Below are 15,210 nucleotides of genomic sequence, written 5' to 3'. Positions count from 1 at the left end.
CGGGAGAGAGGACATGCGGCGCGATATTTAAAGGACGGAGGTAGCATAGCATGAAACGAAATGTAATCGTAGGTCAGTCTGGCGGCCCTACAGCCGCCATCAATTCAAGTCTCGCGGGTGTATACCGCACGGCGAAGGACCGCGGGGCAAATAAAGTGTACGGAATGCTTCACGGCATACAGGGCCTTCTGCAGGAGAGGTATCTGGATCTGTCAGAGTATATCACCACAGAGCTGGACGCAGAACTTTTGAAGAGGACGCCTGCAGCTTTCCTCGGATCCTGCCGCTACAAACTGCCGGAGATTCATGAGGATAAAGCGGTGTACGAGAAAATTTTTTCTATTCTCGACAAGCTGGATATTGAGGCGTTTATCTATATCGGTGGAAATGACTCCATGGACACCATCAAGAAACTTTCCGACTACGCTATTGTGACGGGACACCCGACCCGTTTTATCGGATGCCCGAAGACCATTGACAACGACCTGGCTCTTACGGACCACACACCGGGCTACGGAAGCGCTGCAAAATACATCGGCACATCTGTGAAAGAGATCATCCGTGACAGCTTCTGTCTGGAGTACAGCAAAGGTCTTGTGAGCATTGTAGAGATTATGGGAAGAAATGCAGGCTGGCTGACCGGAGCTGCAGCTCTGGCAAAAGGCGAGGACTGCGAGGGCCCGGATCTGATCTATCTGCCGGAGATTTCCTTTGACCTGCATGTTTTCAGCGATAAGGTAAAAGAGCTTCTGTCAAAGAAACCTTCTGTTGTCGTTGCCGTTTCCGAAGGAATACGGACAGCTGACGGTACTTATGTGTGCGAGCTGGGCAGCAGCATAGATTTTGTGGATGCTTTCGGACACAAGCAGCTTTCCGGGACAGCTTCCTATCTGGCCAGCTTTATTGCGGGCGAGATCGGATGCAAGACTCGTGCTATCGAGCTGAGCAGTCTTCAGAGATCCGCTTCCCATGCGGCATCCAGGGTGGATATCCTGGAAGCCTATCAGGTAGGCGGTGCTGCAGTGAAAGCAGCGGACGAGGGAGATTCCGGAAAGATGGTTGTTCTGCAGAGACTTTCGGACGATCCATACCAGTGCGGCACGGAAGTAAAGGACGTGCATAAGATTGCCAACGATGAGAAACTGGTGCCAAGAGAATGGGTCAATGAGGAGGGCACAGGCGTGACAGACGAATTTGTTGCTTATGTGCGCCCACTGATCCAGGGAGATGTGTCACCCGTCATGGTAGACGGAATTCCGCGTCATCTCTTCCGGCCATATAATCTGTAGAGTATAAGTATATAGGATATCATAACCTTAAGAGGGGACCCGGACGGAGAAGGCCGGGTCTTCTTATGTCCTGGAGAAAGGATGACTGTAAAAAAATACACGGCCGCCTGCCTTTACACCCCGGCTTTGGGGCGTTATAATACTTTCTGGACATGATCAGACAAAGAGAAGGAGGACATAAATTATGAAAAAGAGAATGAAGAAGCTCAGTGCGATCCTCATGGCCTGCGCCATGGCGGTATCCATGCTGACAGGATGCGGCAGCAGCAACGAAAGCCAGGATAATACAAAAGAGACGGAGCCTGTGGAAGTGAATGTGACAGCGCTGAAAGGACCCACTGCCATGGGAATGGTCAGTCTGATGGACGATGTGGACAATGGAAAAGTTGACAGCGAAAATTATAAGTTTACTATAGCAGCATCCATAGACGAGGTGACACCGGCAATATCCCAGGGAGAGACAGACATTGCCGCAGTGCCTGCCAATGTGGCCTCTGTTCTTTATAATAAACTGGAGGGCGGTGTTCAGGTTCTGGCCGTCAATACACTGGGAGTTCTCTATATAGTAGAGAATGGCGACACCGTCCAGTCTGCGGCGGATCTGAAAGGAAAGACCATCTATGCCAGCGGGAAAGGAGCCACGCCGGAGTATGCCCTGAATTATATTCTTCAGCAGAACGGCCTGGATCCGGCGGCGGATGTGACCATTGAGTGGAAGAGCGAACATTCTGAATGCGTGGCGGCCCTGGCCCAGGATCCTTCCGGCATCGCCATGCTGCCCCAGCCTTTTGTGACAACAGCCCAGATGAAAAATCCGGATCTCAGGGTTGCCCTGGATCTGACAGAAGAGTGGGACAAAGTGCAGGAAGACGCGCAGGAACCCGGCGCTTTGCTTACCGGTGTTGTGGTTGTGAGAACAGAATTTGCCAAAGAGAACCCGGAAGCAGTGTCCGATTTCCTTGAGAGATACAAAGCGTCCGTTGATTTTGTCAACGAAAATGTGGACGAGGCTGCACAGCTTGTAGGTCAGTACGACATTGTCACCGCGGAAGTGGCTCAGACAGCGATCCCCGAGTGCAATATTGTCTGCATTACAGGCGATGAGATGCAGGAGAAGCTGTCCGGATATCTTTCTGTTCTGAACGACCAGAATCCGGAAGCTGTGGGAGGAAAATTACCAGATGATGACTTCTACTACACCGGAGAGTAAGGAAGGAAAAAGAAAAGGAAAGATCAGGCTGTGGGCCGTTCTTGTCTGGCTGGCAGTGTGGCAGCTTGTCAGTATGTGGATAGGACAGGAGATACTTCTTGTGTCTCCTGTCACTGTTGTCTGTACTGTTGTAAAACTGGCGGCCACAGCAGAATTCTGGCTTTCCATCGCCTCCTCCATGATCCGGATTGTAGGAGGATTTCTCCTGGGTGTGATCCTGGGGGTGGTTCTTGCAGGACTTTCAGCAGCGTCAGTGCGGCTGCGGGAATTTCTGCTTCCATTTATTGTGACTGTCAAATCCATCCCGGTGGCATCCTTTGTCATTCTCGTTCTGATATGGGTGTCCTCCAGAAACCTGTCTGTGCTGATTTCATTTCTGATGGTATTTCCTGTGATCTACACGAATGTTCTGGACGGCATCAGCCAGGTGGACAGGAAACTTCTGGAGATGGCCAGAGTCTTTGAGATTCCCTTTGGCCGCCAGCTTCGCAGTATCTATGTCTCCCAGGTCCTTCCCTATTTCCGCGCCGGCTGCTCTCTGGCACTGGGGCTGTGCTGGAAGGCAGGCGTGGCGGCAGAAGTCATAGGAATTCCCCAGAACTCCATAGGAGAAAACCTCTACAATGCCAAGATATACCTGGACACACCGGCGCTTTTTGCCTGGACGCTTGTCATTATCTGTATCAGCGTCCTGTTTGAAAAAGGATTTCTGAAGGCCATCGGGTACTGTGTCCGCCGCCTTGAGCAACGGGGATGAAAATGAGCGAAAGAGAAGTGAGAAAATGCCTGAGATCATAAATATAAGCAAATCATATGGGGAACACAGAGTACTGGAACAGTTTTCACTTCATATACAGGAGGGGGAGACTACTTGTATCATGGGCAGATCCGGATGCGGCAAGACCACGCTTCTTCGTATTCTCATGGGGCTTGAGACGGCCGATGAAGGAGAGACCGGCGGACTGCCTTCCATGAAGAAGAGCGCTGTATTTCAGGAGGACAGGCTGTGCGAAAATTTAAGCGCCATGGCTAACATACGGCTGACATGCCCGGAAAGGACGGCAGAAGAGATCAGAAACGAGATGAAGAAGATTGACCTGGGAGGCTGTGAAAATCAGCCGGCCCACGAGCTCTCCGGCGGAATGCGGCGCAGGGTGGCTCTTCTCAGGGCTCTCCTTGCGCCCTGCCAGATCCTGTTTCTGGATGAACCGTTTAAAGGTCTGGACGACGAGACACGCAGGAAAACCATTGCGTATACAAAAGAGGCATGCCGGGGCAGGACTGTGCTTTTCGTGACCCATGATGAAAAGGAAGCAGAGTTGATGGGGGCGGCGAAAGTCGTGTCCCTGGATGAGGGATAGATGCGCTGAGATATCTGCCCGGTAAAAAACACAGATCCGGGCTGCCGGAAGACAAAGGTCTGACGGCAGGACCGGCAGATAAAGGAGAAACAAAAAAATGAACACACAGGTACAAAACCAGGAAAATCCGCTGGGATACAAAAGTATACCGGCGCTTTTGAAAAGCTTTGCCATACCAAGCATTATTGCCATGGTAGTGAGTTCCCTGTACAATATCGTGGATCAGATTTTTATCGGCCAGGGTGTGGGGTATCTTGGAAATGCTGCCACAAATGTAGCCTATCCTCTGACTACGATCTGTCTTGCCATCGCGCTTCTTATCGGTATAGGAAGCGCTTCGCGTTTTTCACTTCACCTGGGAGCAGGGGAGAAGGACAGGGCATGCCGCGTTGTGGGAAACGGCATCAGTATGATGGTTGTCTTTGGCATGATCTATGCGGTACTGGTGGAAATCTTCCTGCATCCGCTTCTTACTGCATTCGGGGCAACGCCGGATGTGATGCCCTACGCAATCGAATATACACGGATCACGGCGGTGGGAATGCCGTTTCTTATCGTGACAAACGGTATGAGCAATCTGGCCAGGGCGGACGGAAGTCCGAAGTACTCTATGACCAGCATGCTGATCGGCGCCATTGTCAACACGATTTTGGATCCGGTCTTTATCTTTGTTTTTCACTGGGGTGTAGCCGGCGCTGCCTGGGCCACGGTGATCGGACAGATCTGCTCGTTTGTGTCGGCAGTGATATACATAGGGAAATTTAAGAACATAGAACTGAAAAGGGAAGATATCCGTCTTGTCCCGCAGGAATGCCTGAAAACCGCATCACTGGGCATGAGCAACAGCCTGAATCAGGTAGCCATTACGTTTGTCCAGATCGTGCTGAACAATTCGCTGACATACTACGGGGCGTCATCTCCATACGGAACAGACATCCCCCTGGCGGCCTGCGGAATTGTCATGAAGACAAATGCCATACTGCTTGCATTTATTATAGGAATTTCCCAGGGAAGCCAGCCTATCATCGGCTTTAACTACGGGGCGAAGCAGTATGACCGCGTCCGGAAGACCTACAAGCTGGCCATCAGTGTGAACCTGGCCATTTCTGCCGTGGGATTCATTCTCTTTCAGTTTTTCCCGAGACAGATCATTTCCCTGTTCGGGACAGGAGATGAGATGTATTTTACCTTTGCTGTGAAGTTTATGAGGATCTTCCTTTTCATGATCATTGCAAACGGCGTTCAGCTTATTTCCTCAAACTTCTTTTCGGCTATCGGAAAACCGGTGAAAGGACTTCTTCTCTCCATGACGAGACAGGTCTTTTTCCTCATACCTCTTATTCTGATCCTTCCGCTGTTCTTTGGGCTGGACGGTATCATGTTCGCAGGGCCTGTGGCGGATTCGGCCGCGTTTGTGACGACTGTCATCCTGATTGTGCAGGAGATGCGGCATATGCGCGGGCTTGAGAAGGCTGCGGTGTCATAAAATTCAGATAATATAGAGGACTCTGACTGTATAAAGCGCAGTAATTTCCTGGCGGGAATTATTGCGCTTTATGTCTTGCATTTTCTCCCGGGCTGTGCTACTATCTACATAAGCTTCAAAAAGCGGTCGCTTTTTTATTCTTCGGCAGTTCGCCGGATTGATTCCTTAGCAATGAGTACAATACAGACTGGAGGTGTGCAGATGGAGCATCAGACAGAATATGACATCCTCAAGCTTGTGGAGAACCAGGGACGCTGTTATGTCAGTTCAGACTGTATGCCGGGAATGCTCCTGGCAACCTGCCTGAAATACCGGCCCAGCCTGCCCAGGGACCAGCTCCTTGCGTGGATGAGACAGATCCTGCAGGAGTTGGAGAAATTCCACCGGTGCAGAGGAAATCCGTGTTACCAGTATGTAAATCCCTACAGCATGGTGGTAGGGGATGACGGGAAGATCCACCTTCTCGATCTCTCCAGTGCAGGGCAGCAGGATCTTCGGAAAAAGCTGCAGAGAAGGAGTATAAGAGAAAGTTTTCTGATGCCGGACAACCAGCATTGTCAGCGGATGAGCCTGGCGGATGACATTTATGGGATTGGGAGGACGTTCCAGTATATGCTGGCAGCGGTGGAGGCGGTACCTCCCATCAAAGGGAACACAAAAAGAAAACTTCAAAAGATCATTTTCAGATGCCTCTGTCAGACTCCTGGTCAGGAGACAGGGGGCAGATCAAAGAAACAATATCATTCTGTTCACGAGATATCAGAACAATTTCCAAAAGACAGACAGGAACATAAAAAGACGAAAAAAGTGATAGTTGCCGCTGCGACTGCCCTGGCCCTGCTGGCTGTGGTAGCCGCAGGGGAAAGAACATTCTTTTCGCAGGAAACCATTTCCGATGGTGCCGAAACAGAGAATGCCGGCGCACGGGAGAGTATCTCCGCCGCAGAGAAGGATAGAGACGGGGAGGACAGTCTGAAATTTGATATGGCCATGCTCTACTTTCTTGAGCTGGAAGATTACGGGGAAAGCCGGAGGCTGTTCGGAGAGATGGCCGGCAGTGATCTTTTGGCAGCAGACTATGAGAAACTGTCCGCCTGTATGGAGGATGCCGATCAAATGGAGGAAAGCCAGATAAAGTCACTCCTGGCAGGTATGCAGGAGAGGATACCGGACAGGTCAGACTACAGATATTGTCTCAGCATTTTGCGGGGCTACTCGCTTCTGGGAAAAGGCAGTGCGAATGAGGAGATCATCCGCCTGGGAACAAAGCTCTTTTCTCTTCAGGACTGGACAGAGTCAGACTCTGACCACGAAAAAGAAAAAGAGGTCCGGTGGATGCTGGCGGGGGCTTTTGAGACTGCGGAAGATCCGGAGCAGGCAGTGGAACAGTACGGATCAATACTGGAACTGGAGGAGGACGAGGGCATCCGGGAACAGATATACAGCAGGCTGACCGCTCTGCACGGGGAAATGGGGGACACGGCATCTGCCTGGGAACTCTGCCGGCAGGGTCTGGAGGAGCTTCCGGACTCAAGACTGCTTCGGATACAGTATATCCGGATGCAGTGTGCCAACCCGGAAACAGACCGGCAGATCTGTGCGCAGACGATACAGGAATTTCTGCAGGAGATACCGGAGATAGCAGAGGAGCCGGAATTTATAAAACTGAAGGAAGAATATGAGATCAAAGTGGAGGGAGAGGAAGTATGGGTAGGAAAATAGTATGGCAGGTCTTTCTGCTGGTGGCGGTCCTGGCCGCTCTGTATGGCCAGCAGGAGATCTTTGCGCAGGAGGACGCACAGGCAATCTGTGAAGAGGAAGAGAAGGAGCCGGAGGAGGGGGAGGAGCAGGGAGAGGAGCAGGAAAAGGAGCCGCCTCTTCCCTATGAGGTTTCTTATGAGGAGGCGGACGGGGAGGAGAAGTACTATACGGTGAAACCCCAGGTGACCATCAGCCATCCCGGAGAAACAGGGGAGACTGTTTACACAGTGGAAAATGAGGCGGGAACTGTTCTGGAGGGAAGGATCAGCCAGCCGGGAGGGCAGGCTGTCATTGGGCAGGAGACATTTGCAGAGGGGGAAAACCGGCTCCGTATCTGGATTGAATACACGCCGTCGGGGCAGGAGAAAGAGCTGCAGATCTTTTATGAAAAAGAGCTGCTGTTTAAAGTTGATACGGCCCCTCCAGCCCTGGATATGTGGGTGGACGGAGGAAATATCTGGCATCAGTATCAGGCTGGTCTAGTGTATCAAGCAAGTGAAAATACTGAGGGAAGCGGGATTAAATACATCGTATGCTATGTAAATGGAAAGGAGCAGGAGAGGAGCGAAAAAGAGAAGGGATCCTTTGTGATCCGCCAGACTTCTAAGGGGGGACAGGGAATCCCTGTGGCAGCCGCTGCCTTTGACCGGGCCGGCAACCGGACGGTTTGGGAGGGGGAGGTGTATGTGGACGCTTCACCCCCGTCTGTGCAGATCAGCGGTGCCAAGGACTATCTGATCACCAGCAAAGACATTCATGCTCTCTGCGCGGTCTCTGACGACAATATGCTGGACTTTTGTGGCGTACAGACGATCTGGACTTCTCCGGAGGGAGAGGAGACCGTGCTGGATGGGGGAGAATGGAGCGGGGAAGGCGGCAGCAGGCAGGCGGAGCAGATCTTCCAGAATGACGGCATTTACCGGATCCATGTCAGGGCGGCGGATGCAGCGGGTTTTCATGCGGAGACAAAGGTTCAGGTCATTGTGGATAAGAACAATCCGGTTATCACTTATGTGGATGAGCTGGATGGGACCTGGCTGAAGGAATTCTGCTGGAACAGGCCTGTGTCTGAACTCATTACAGATTTTACCAGCTACACGTACAGGCTGACACTGGACGGCGTCCCCTATCTTCCCGGACAGACGATCCGAAAGGAGGGGCGTCATCTTCTGGAGGCTGAGGCAGTGGACGCGGCCGGCAACCGCTCCAGAGCTGCGGCAGAGTTTGCCATTGACCGAACGCCTCCGCAGATCCTGTTTGAAGATGTGGAAAATGGCAGGGCTTATGAGGAGAGAAGAACCTGTACGGTCCGCCTTGGGAACAGCGGGGACTGGATCCGCGAGATCCGTGTCAACGGGAAAAAGATAGAGCTGGATCCGGACACAGATGTGTACACTTGTACATTTGACGAGTACAGGGTCTACAAGATGGAGGTGGCCGCTGCGGACAAAGCAGGAAACAAGGCGGAGCGATCGGTTCTCTTTGAAATCGTGGCGAAAGAGTCCCTGGCCGATAAGCTGCTGTCTCCGGTCAGACAGTCTCTTGGACTGGAAGAGGAGCAATTTAAGCGTGAGAAAGAGACAGAAGAAAAAGAGTCGGCGCAGGATAGCTGGGATGAGACCGCTTTGCCGGCAGTCGTGGCGGCAGGACTTCTGCTTCTGCCGGGGCTTGTCTGCTTCAGACGTATCGTAAAAAAGAAGAGAGTGTGATAAAATAGGAAAAAACAGGCAAGGAGGAAAAAAGATGCAGGCGGTCGTATATAGAGGAAAAGGTGAGATCTGTATGGAAGATAGGCCGCTTCCACAGCTGGAAAAGGATACAGATGCCATTGTGAGAGTGACGCTGACTGCTATCTGCACCAGTGATCTTCACATTAAAAACGGCTCGGTGCCAAGGGCAGTGCCCGGAACCATCCTTGGGCATGAATTTGTAGGCGTTGTGGAGGAGACCGGGCGGAAGGTAAAGAGCGTACATGCCGGACAGAGAGTGGCTGTCAACGTGGAGACCTTCTGCGGAGAGTGTTTTTTCTGCAAAAGAGGTTTTGTCAATAATTGTCAGGATGAAAATGGCGGATGGGCGCTGGGATGCAGGATAGACGGCGGCCAGACAGAGTATGTGAGAGTCCCCTTTGCGGACCAGGCGCTGACGCCCATCCCGGACCAGGTGACAGATGAGCAGGCACTTTTTACAGGGGATCTGCTCTCTACGGGATACTGGGCGGCAAAGATTGGCGAGATCAGGCAGGGAGATACTGTCCTGGTGCTTGGGGCCGGACCAGCCGGTCTTTGTGCTATGATGTGTGCAGCTCTCTACAGGCCTGCCCGCATCGTGGCGGCAGATATAGACAGGAGCAGACTGGAATTTGCCAGAAAGCAGGGACTGGCAGACGAATTTGTGGATCCTTCTGAAGTCTCGCTGACAGAAGCACTGCGGGAGTGGACCCAGGGACGGGGAGCGGATGTGGTCATTGAGGCGGCAGGCGGGAAGGACAGTTTTCGGCTTGCCTGGCAGGCGGCAAGGCCCAATGCTGTGGTCGTCATTGCAGCCATGTATGAGGAAGAGCAGATCCTTCCCCTGCCTGAGATGTACGGAAAAAATCTGATCTTCAAGACCGGAGGCGTAGATGCATGCAACTGCAGAGAGATCCTGGAACTGACAGCCCGGGGAAAGCTGAAAGGTGAGTGCCTGATCACCCACAGGGCACCTCTGGCTGATGCCATGGAGATATACCGGCTGTTTGAAAATAAAGAGGAAGGAATCATAAAAGCGGCGCTGACCCCCTAGGGGCAGCGCCGCCAAAACTATCTTAATCTACATAGCCGGTTGTCTGGCCGATCATATAGGGAGTTCCGGTGCCGTCTACAATGTAGGCATCAATGTAGTAGACGCCCAGCTTGAAGCCGTAATTGGCCACATTGATATTGGCGCCGTAGCTGCCGTCACCCCGGTCTGTCAGCTGTATCCACTGCAGGTCACTCTGGTCTTCGTTGGTCCATACTGCGATCTGCACACTCTGCACCGTATCCGGAAGATTGACCAGATCTGTCACGGTCACAGGAATGCCGCCAATGTCGCGCAGATAGGGATCTGCATAGACTGTGCCGGTGGGAACGCGGCCCTCCCGCTCCATCAGCGACTGGGAGTCGTAGTCGATATCTGCCAGCTCCTCAATAAGCTGCGATTTTTTCTTCAGCTCAGCCGCCTCCGTATCAAGACCGAAGCGCTCGGTGAGAGTGGGCTCCGAGGAGAAAAGATTGGTCCCAAGGCCAAGCCGGTTGCCTTCGATCTGTACGCCCAGGGCAGCCAGGGTAGTGGGAAACTGGTCAAAAGTAGTGAAATCTCTCCTTGTCTCAGTCTCCTTCTGGGCAGCGGCATTGATGTAAGCCGTATAGGTCTTTCTGATGTAATCACCGTCCACATCTTCGCAGTAATCACTGTCCATGGTGGGATGGTCGCCGCACAGGACAATAGTCGTGTTTTCGTAAAAATCCTGCTGCTGAATCCAGCGGATGAACGAAGCTACCTGCTGGCTGGAACAGCGCATGACGTTGGAGTACTGGTCATCGCCGTAGAGCTTAGGACAGCCCTCGCACATATACCCGTCTTCAAAATGTGTGTCTACCGTGAGCATAGTCAGATTAAAAGGTTCCGGCTGGGCAGCCAGTTCAGTTACTTTCTGCTTTGCGAACTCGAACAGCTTCTGATCTTCATATCCCCACCACACAAGATAGTCCTCCGGGATCAGGCCATTCTGGGCCGCATATTTATAATCCATCATTTCGTAGCTGCCGTGTTCTGTAAAATACAGCTCCCGGCCTCCAAAAACCGCATCGGATCCGATGAGAAGAGTCTGGGAGTAGCCCTGGCTCTCCAGGATATCACCCAGAGTCACAGCGCCGGCAAAGAATGTATCCTGGGTGTCCATGTTGTTCCCGTCGATGGAGACGCTTAGCGGCAATCCGGCGGTCTGTCCGAACATGGCGCCGATGGTCCAGGTTGTGCCGGGCATGGAATAGCCGCCGTTCAGTTTGTCAGTCTCGCCGGAAAAGTCCTCGTTTTCCTGAGCGATCTGGGTCAGCTCCGGAATCACATTCTCGGTAAAAGCGCCGCCGTTTTGGGTGTCAGCGTATGTAGTTTCCATGGACTCCAGGAAGATGTAGATCAGATTTCGCTTTTCCTGGGGAAAGGTCATTTCCACATCTGCCGGGCTTACGTAGTTGTCGTCGATAAATGTAGAGTAGGTTCCTCTGTCTGCCACATAGTTTCCTACATCCAGGGCCTGCCAGGCGCCGTGGACCGACAGGGCGGATACAGATACGGACAGGACAATGGCTCCCGCCATGACAGCGTAGTACCGTTTCTTTTTCCGGAAAGCGGTTAAGATGACAGCCAGGACAAGCAGGATGACGACAGCAGGAACAATGCATTTGACAACGTATTCTTTGATCATGGCGTCATTTGTGCCCTCCAGCGGGGAGGTCAGGTGGTAGATGAGCTCGTCCATGGTGAGGTTGCTCCAGGTGTCGAACATCCACTTGAGACTGCAGGTGATGATCGTGGCAAGTACAGCCAGGAGTACAGCCAGGATCGTGAGCAGTACACGCAGAGCTCGCTTTGCATAAATAGATATTTTTCCCATTTTTTACACACATTTCTCCTGAATTTTACATTTCTCAACCTCTAATTATAACGGTTCTGGAGAAGGTCTTCAAGGAAAAACGCGTAAAAGTAAGGGGGAATGCAAAAGAAAATGCGTGTAGAAAGAAAAAATTCCTAAAAAGGGAGGATGCCGGGTGACCGATCTCTCAGTCCCCGGCATGTATTATGAAAAAGTTTATTCCAAATAGTATTTCTACTACGAAGCGTCTTGATTTATTTGATGATTTTAGTATAAGGCAGAGCTGTGAAGAAAAAGTGTTCAAGAAGTGAAACTTTTTTAAATGATAAATGAACAAATTATGAACAGGACAGATTTTACGCACTTTTTACAAGATCTTGATCTTGAAACAAGAAAAGAACGATATACTGTAGATAAATACAATCCGGAAAGGGGATACTCTATGGTAAAGATTTATGTACTTGATACGAATGTCCTGATCCAGGCTCCGTACGCTGCCGAGTGTTTTGAAGATAACCAGGTCGTGCTGCCCATGGCGGTACTGGAAGAATTGGACAATCTGAAGAAGGCGGAAGGGGAGAGAGGCGCAAGCGCCAGGCGGGCCATCCGATTCCTGGAGCAGATGCGGCAGAGGGGCGATCTGCTCTCTGGTGTGGAGCTTCCCGGTGGAGGAAGCTGCCGGGTGGAAAAGAATTATGTGGATGTCCAGCTGCCGCCGGAGCTCTCGGAGGAGATCATGGACAACCGGATACTGAAAGTGTGTCTTGGACTGAAAGAGACACACGAAGAGCAGGTGATCCTTGTGACAAAGGATATTCTTCTCCGTATCAAGGCACAGATCCTCGGGATATCTGCCGAGGACTTTACGACAGAGCAGGTGTTTGACAACGAAAACCAGTATAAGGGCAGGATCGAGGTGTACGTGCCAGAGGAACTTTTTAAGGATTTTAAAAAGAAAGGGATTCCTGTCCAGAGTGTGTATGTAACAGACGGGGAGGACGGCAGAATTGTCCCTGAACTTACAGAAAACCAGTTTGTCATATTGAAGGCGGACCAGTCAGTGAAAAAGACCCACCTGGGAAGGGTGGAAAACGGAGTGATCCGAAAGCTGGAGTACAGAAAAAGCATGCCCTATGGGATCCGACCGAGAAACGCAGGACAGTATTTCCTGCAGGAAGCTCTTATGCAGCCGGCCAAGACAGCGCCCCTTGTTATTGTCAAGGGAATGGCGGGGACAAGCAAGACATTTTACTCCCTGGCAGTTGGGCTTGAAAAGGTGCTGAATAATCCAACCGGGGAGTACAGACGGATACTGGTGTGCCGGCCCAATGCCCAGTTTGACTCAGATATCGGGTTCCTGCCGGGGGATGAGCAGGAGAAGATCTCGCCTCTGATGCGCCCTGTTATCGACAACCTGGAGCAGCTGATCGACTCCAATGAGGAGGAGCGGTATGCAGATGAAGATGAGCTGAGAGGAAAGATCGAAGAGATATTTGCCAGAGGGCTGATCCAGACAGAGGCCATGAACTATATCAGAGGACGCTCGATCATCAAAACTTACCTTATTATAGATGAAGCCCAGAACATGACGCCGAACCAGATCAAGGGCATTATCACCAGGGCGGGCAAAGACACCAAGATCATTCTTTTGGGAGATCCGGACCAGATCGACCGCCCCTTCCTGGATGAGAGGACCAATGGACTCAGCTATGCCTCAGAACATATGAAGGGCAGTCCCCTGTGCTGGCAGGTTACCATGACAGCACAGGAGTGTGAGCGGTCCGAGCTTGCCATGGACGCTATACGCAGGCTGTAAAGTGCACCGGCAGCCTGGAAGACATGGGGGCCGGGAAAAGGAGGATTTAAGTTTGTCAGTCACATATAAACAGATCAGAAGCGATGAGGAGATCGGGCTGCTGATCGAACATGGAAATACAATATTAAATGAGCTGGGATACACAGAACATTCCAGAAAACATGCCGCCAAGGTGGCGGAGACAGCAGGGAAGATCCTGAAGGAATTGGGATATGCAAAACACAAGGTGGAGTTGGGCAGGATCGCAGGCTATATGCATGATATCGGCAACTGTGTCAACCGGCACGACCATCCCCACAGTGGAGCGATGCTGGCATATCAGATACTGAAAGAGCGAAAGATGCCCTTGGGAGACGCCATGACCGTGATGACTGCTATTGGTCACCATGACGAGGGGACAGGGGCGGCTGTGGACGAGGTGTCGGCAGCCCTGATCCTTGCAGATAAGACCGATGTGCGGAGGAACCGGGTGCAGAACCCGGTTCCGGCTAATTTTGACATACATGACAGGGTCAACTACGCAGCCTTGTCTTCCAGTCTTGCGATAGATAAGGAAAAGCGTGTCATACGGATGGAGATCGAGCTGGACGACTCTATGTGCACAGTTATGGACTATTTTGAGATCTTTCTGCAGCGGATGATCATGTGCAGGAGGGCGGCCGAGAGGCTTGGGTGCAAATTCAAACTGGTTGCAAACGGCAGCAAGCTGTGCTGATCGGCCAGCGGCGGAGCGGTTTTGTGTTACCGGTTCTGCATGAATTCCAGAAACAACTTCATCTGGGGAGTCACATATTTATTCCGGTGGTAGGCAAGCTGGCTCCACATGACGATCCGGGGGCATTCTGTGTCCAGGATGGCCAGGCGGCCTTCTGCTACATCGTCTTTCACCACATACTCCGGGAGAAAAGAGATGCCTTTGTTTTTCAGCAGAAAGCGGGTGATCACGTCCGTGTTTCCCACCTCCAGCCGGGGATGCAGCTCGTAGCCGGCTGCGGCCAGGGTCTGCTCCATGGCATAACGGTAACTGATCCCCTTTTCAGTCAGATAGAGCGGTTCCTCCACCAGACGGCTGATGGGGATCTTCTTCATGCGGGCCAGAGGAGAGCTGGAGGAGGAGACGAAATAGATATTCTCCGGCTGCTCCATGACCTTGATCCACTCCGGAAAGTAAAGTTTTTCGTCCAGAAAGTACAAAATGTCAATGTCATTCTGGCGCAGCATATCGATCAGGTCGGGGACCGGAGCCGTGTGCGTGCTGATCTCCACACCGGGGCAGCGCTCTCCCATCTTCATGAAAACCGGAGGGAGAACACTGATGACGTAGGATTCACACGTGCCGATGCGCAGTTTCCCGGAGATCTGCTCCGGCTCCCGGGCAATGCTTTCTGCCTTGCCGGCTGCGCTTAGTATATCCAGGGCATAGGGCAGCAGGCGCTGGCCGGCCTGTGTCAGTTTTGCCTTCTTCCCGATCCTCTCAAAAAGCTGTACCTGTAATTCAGCTTCCAGCTGTTTGATCTGCATGGTGACGGCAGACTGGGAGTAGCCAAGCTGCTCTGCGGTTTTTGAAAAGTTCCGCACCTCTGCGATGCGGACAAAAGTTATGAGATTGCGTATTTCCATGACATCACCGTTCAAAAATTTTGAATGTTTCTATAAAAACTATGAATTT

12 protein-coding genes are annotated in these 15,210 nt (G+C 51.8%); 10 read left to right on the top strand and 2 right to left on the bottom strand.

Translation table 11 applies throughout. The features are described 5' to 3' along the window. Positions 1 to 50 precede the first annotated feature (50 nt). The 8 genes from INF30_RS09945 to INF30_RS09910 all read left to right on the top strand — a co-directional run bounded on the left by INF30_RS09945 (position 51) and on the right by INF30_RS09910 (position 9,891). Complete coding sequence (locus INF30_RS09945) at positions 51 to 1,289, top strand: 6-phosphofructokinase (protein ID WP_226395079.1); 1,239 nt, start codon at positions 51 to 53, stop codon at positions 1,287 to 1,289. 184 nt (positions 1,290 to 1,473) lie between these two features. Continuing rightward, positions 1,474 to 2,499, top strand: a complete 1,026-nt coding sequence (locus INF30_RS09940) for an ABC transporter substrate-binding protein (protein ID WP_330601307.1) — start codon at positions 1,474 to 1,476, stop codon at positions 2,497 to 2,499. Beyond that, positions 2,471 to 3,256 carry an ABC transporter permease gene (locus INF30_RS09935; protein ID WP_330601306.1) on the top strand — a complete coding sequence of 262 codons (786 nt, stop codon included), beginning with the start codon at positions 2,471 to 2,473 and terminating at the stop codon, positions 3,254 to 3,256. The genes INF30_RS09940 and INF30_RS09935 overlap by 29 nt, the downstream gene beginning before the upstream one ends. 25 nt (positions 3,257 to 3,281) lie before the next feature. Continuing rightward, complete coding sequence (locus INF30_RS09930) at positions 3,282 to 3,860, top strand: ATP-binding cassette domain-containing protein (RefSeq protein WP_226395078.1); 579 nt, start codon at positions 3,282 to 3,284, stop codon at positions 3,858 to 3,860. 97 nt (positions 3,861 to 3,957) lie between these two features. Continuing rightward, positions 3,958 to 5,346 (top strand): MATE family efflux transporter, encoded by a 1,389-nt coding sequence (locus INF30_RS09925; protein WP_226395077.1) that lies wholly within the window; start codon positions 3,958 to 3,960, stop codon positions 5,344 to 5,346. Between the two features lie 201 nt (positions 5,347 to 5,547). Beyond that, positions 5,548 to 7,068 carry a serine/threonine-protein kinase gene (locus tag INF30_RS09920; protein WP_226395076.1) on the top strand — a complete coding sequence of 507 codons (1,521 nt, stop codon included), beginning with the start codon at positions 5,548 to 5,550 and terminating at the stop codon, positions 7,066 to 7,068. Next, the gene (locus INF30_RS09915) at positions 7,053 to 8,816 is read left to right on the top strand and encodes a hypothetical protein (protein ID WP_226395075.1); all 1,764 of its coding nucleotides are present in this window, start codon (positions 7,053 to 7,055) and stop codon (positions 8,814 to 8,816) included. The genes INF30_RS09920 and INF30_RS09915 overlap by 16 nt, the downstream gene beginning before the upstream one ends. Positions 8,817 to 8,850: 34 nt before the next feature. Then, positions 8,851 to 9,891 carry an alcohol dehydrogenase gene (locus INF30_RS09910; RefSeq protein WP_226395074.1) on the top strand — a complete coding sequence of 347 codons (1,041 nt, stop codon included), beginning with the start codon at positions 8,851 to 8,853 and terminating at the stop codon, positions 9,889 to 9,891. Positions 9,892 to 9,913: 22 nt separating this feature from the next. Here the strand turns inward: INF30_RS09910 and INF30_RS09905 are convergent, their stop codons facing one another. Next, on the bottom strand, positions 9,914 to 11,746 hold the full coding sequence (locus tag INF30_RS09905) for a GBS Bsp-like repeat-containing protein (protein WP_226395073.1): 1,833 nt from the start codon (positions 11,744 to 11,746) through the stop codon (positions 9,914 to 9,916). Positions 11,747 to 12,167: 421 nt separating this feature from the next. Here INF30_RS09905 and INF30_RS09900 point away from each other — a divergent pair, with 421 nt between their 5' ends. Both INF30_RS09900 and INF30_RS09895 read left to right on the top strand, forming a co-directional pair. After that, entirely contained in the window at positions 12,168 to 13,541 is a 1,374-nt protein-coding gene (locus INF30_RS09900) for a PhoH family protein (protein WP_226395072.1), read from the top strand. A gap of 52 nt (positions 13,542 to 13,593) precedes the next feature. Then, a complete protein-coding gene (locus INF30_RS09895) occupies positions 13,594 to 14,256 on the top strand; it encodes an HD domain-containing protein (protein WP_076778353.1) in 663 nt (220 codons plus the stop codon). 26 nt (positions 14,257 to 14,282) lie between these two features. On the opposite strand, the gene INF30_RS09890 is transcribed toward INF30_RS09895, so the two are convergent. Continuing rightward, positions 14,283 to 15,161 carry a LysR family transcriptional regulator gene (locus tag INF30_RS09890; protein WP_226395071.1) on the bottom strand — a complete coding sequence of 293 codons (879 nt, stop codon included), beginning with the start codon at positions 15,159 to 15,161 and terminating at the stop codon, positions 14,283 to 14,285. Positions 15,162 to 15,210: the final 49 nt, after the last annotated feature.

It is taken from the genome of Claveliimonas monacensis, from assembly GCF_014982975.1.
Lineage (GTDB): Bacteria > Bacillota > Clostridia > Lachnospirales > Lachnospiraceae > Claveliimonas > Claveliimonas monacensis.
This window is presented reverse-complemented; position numbering and strand designations above follow the sequence as displayed.